Raw genomic sequence first — 1,273 nt, forward strand, 5'->3', positions numbered from 1 at the left:
GTGCAGCACCAGGCTGCCACCGCACTGGCGCATGAAGCCGTCGACGATCGCGAGGCCCAGCCCGCTGCCCTGGCCCGGTGCCTTGGTCGTGAAGAACGGTTCGGCCACGCGTGCCTGCACCTCGGCCGGCATGCCGTGGCCGGTGTCGTGCACGCGGACCACGACCGCCTCGCCGGCCGGGGCCACGCAGGCACTGTGCGCGACGTGCGCGACCGACAGCGTCAGCGTGCCGCCGCCCGGCATCGCGGCGGCGCTGTTCAGCGCGAGGTTCAGCAGCGCGTTCTCCAGCTGGCCGCGGTCGGCCAGCACCGACAGCGCGGTGTCGGCGCTGCTTGCGTCGATCCGCACCTCGATCGCCGGCCCGACCGAATACTCGACCAGGTCCTGCATCTCGGCCAGCATGTCGTCCACGCGCACCGACTCCACCTCCAGCGGCTGGCGCCGCGCGAACACCAGCAGCCGCCGCGACAGGCCGGCCGCCGACTCGGCCGCCTTGTGTGCGCGCGTGGCCAGCGCGGCGACCCGTTCGTCACCAAGCAGCCGATGGCGCAGCAGCTCCAGGTYGCCGAGGATCGCGCTCAGGAAGTTGTTGAAGTCGTGCGCGATGCCGCCGGTCAGCTGCCCCAGCACCTCCATGCGCTGGGCCTGCCGCAGCTGCGCCTCCATCGCGCGGCGGGCGCTCAGGTCGCGGCAGACGGCGACCCAGCCGCCGTCGGGCATCGGGTGGCTCAGCATCTCCAGCACGCGACTGCCCGGCAGGTGCAGCTCGGCCGATGCCGCGATGCGGTGCCGGCCGAGGCGCGCCGCAGTCTCGGCCGCGACCGCGCGCCAGGTGGCACCGGCCGGCAGCGCCGCGTTCAGTTCGCCGATCGGCACGCCGCGGCGCAGCACGCCGGGCGCGAACGGCAGCAGGCTCTCGAACTTCTGGTTCCACACCACCAGTGCGCCGCCCGCGTCGTACACCGACAGGCCGTCGTTCATGCCGTGGAACACGCTCTCCAGCAGCCGGCCCTGCGCATGCAGGCCCTGCGTGAGCCGCTGTTTCTCGAGCAGGTGGTCGCGGAACACCTGGAAGGCGCGCGCCAGCTCGCCGATCTCGTCCGGGCGCGAGATCGCCGCGCTCGGCTGCGCCACGTCGCCGCCGGCCAGCCGCGTCATCGTGCGCGTCATCGCCTGCAGGTCGCGCAGCACGCGTTGCACGTACAGCGCGCCGGCCAGCGCCGTCAGCACCGACAGCGCGCTCACCAGCACCAGCGCCGACGCGCCCGAGGCC

The 1,273-nt window shown here is 73.8% G+C and carries 1 protein-coding gene; it reads right to left on the reverse strand.

Annotation, left to right across the window (positions count from 1 at the left end; translation table 11 throughout):
• Positions 1 to 1,273, reverse strand: a 1,273-nt coding sequence (locus tag AC1D01_RS35270; protein WP_477874254.1) for a sensor histidine kinase, incomplete at both ends; no start/stop codon positions are given.

This window comes from Rhizobacter sp. P3_B12, from assembly GCF_056402895.1.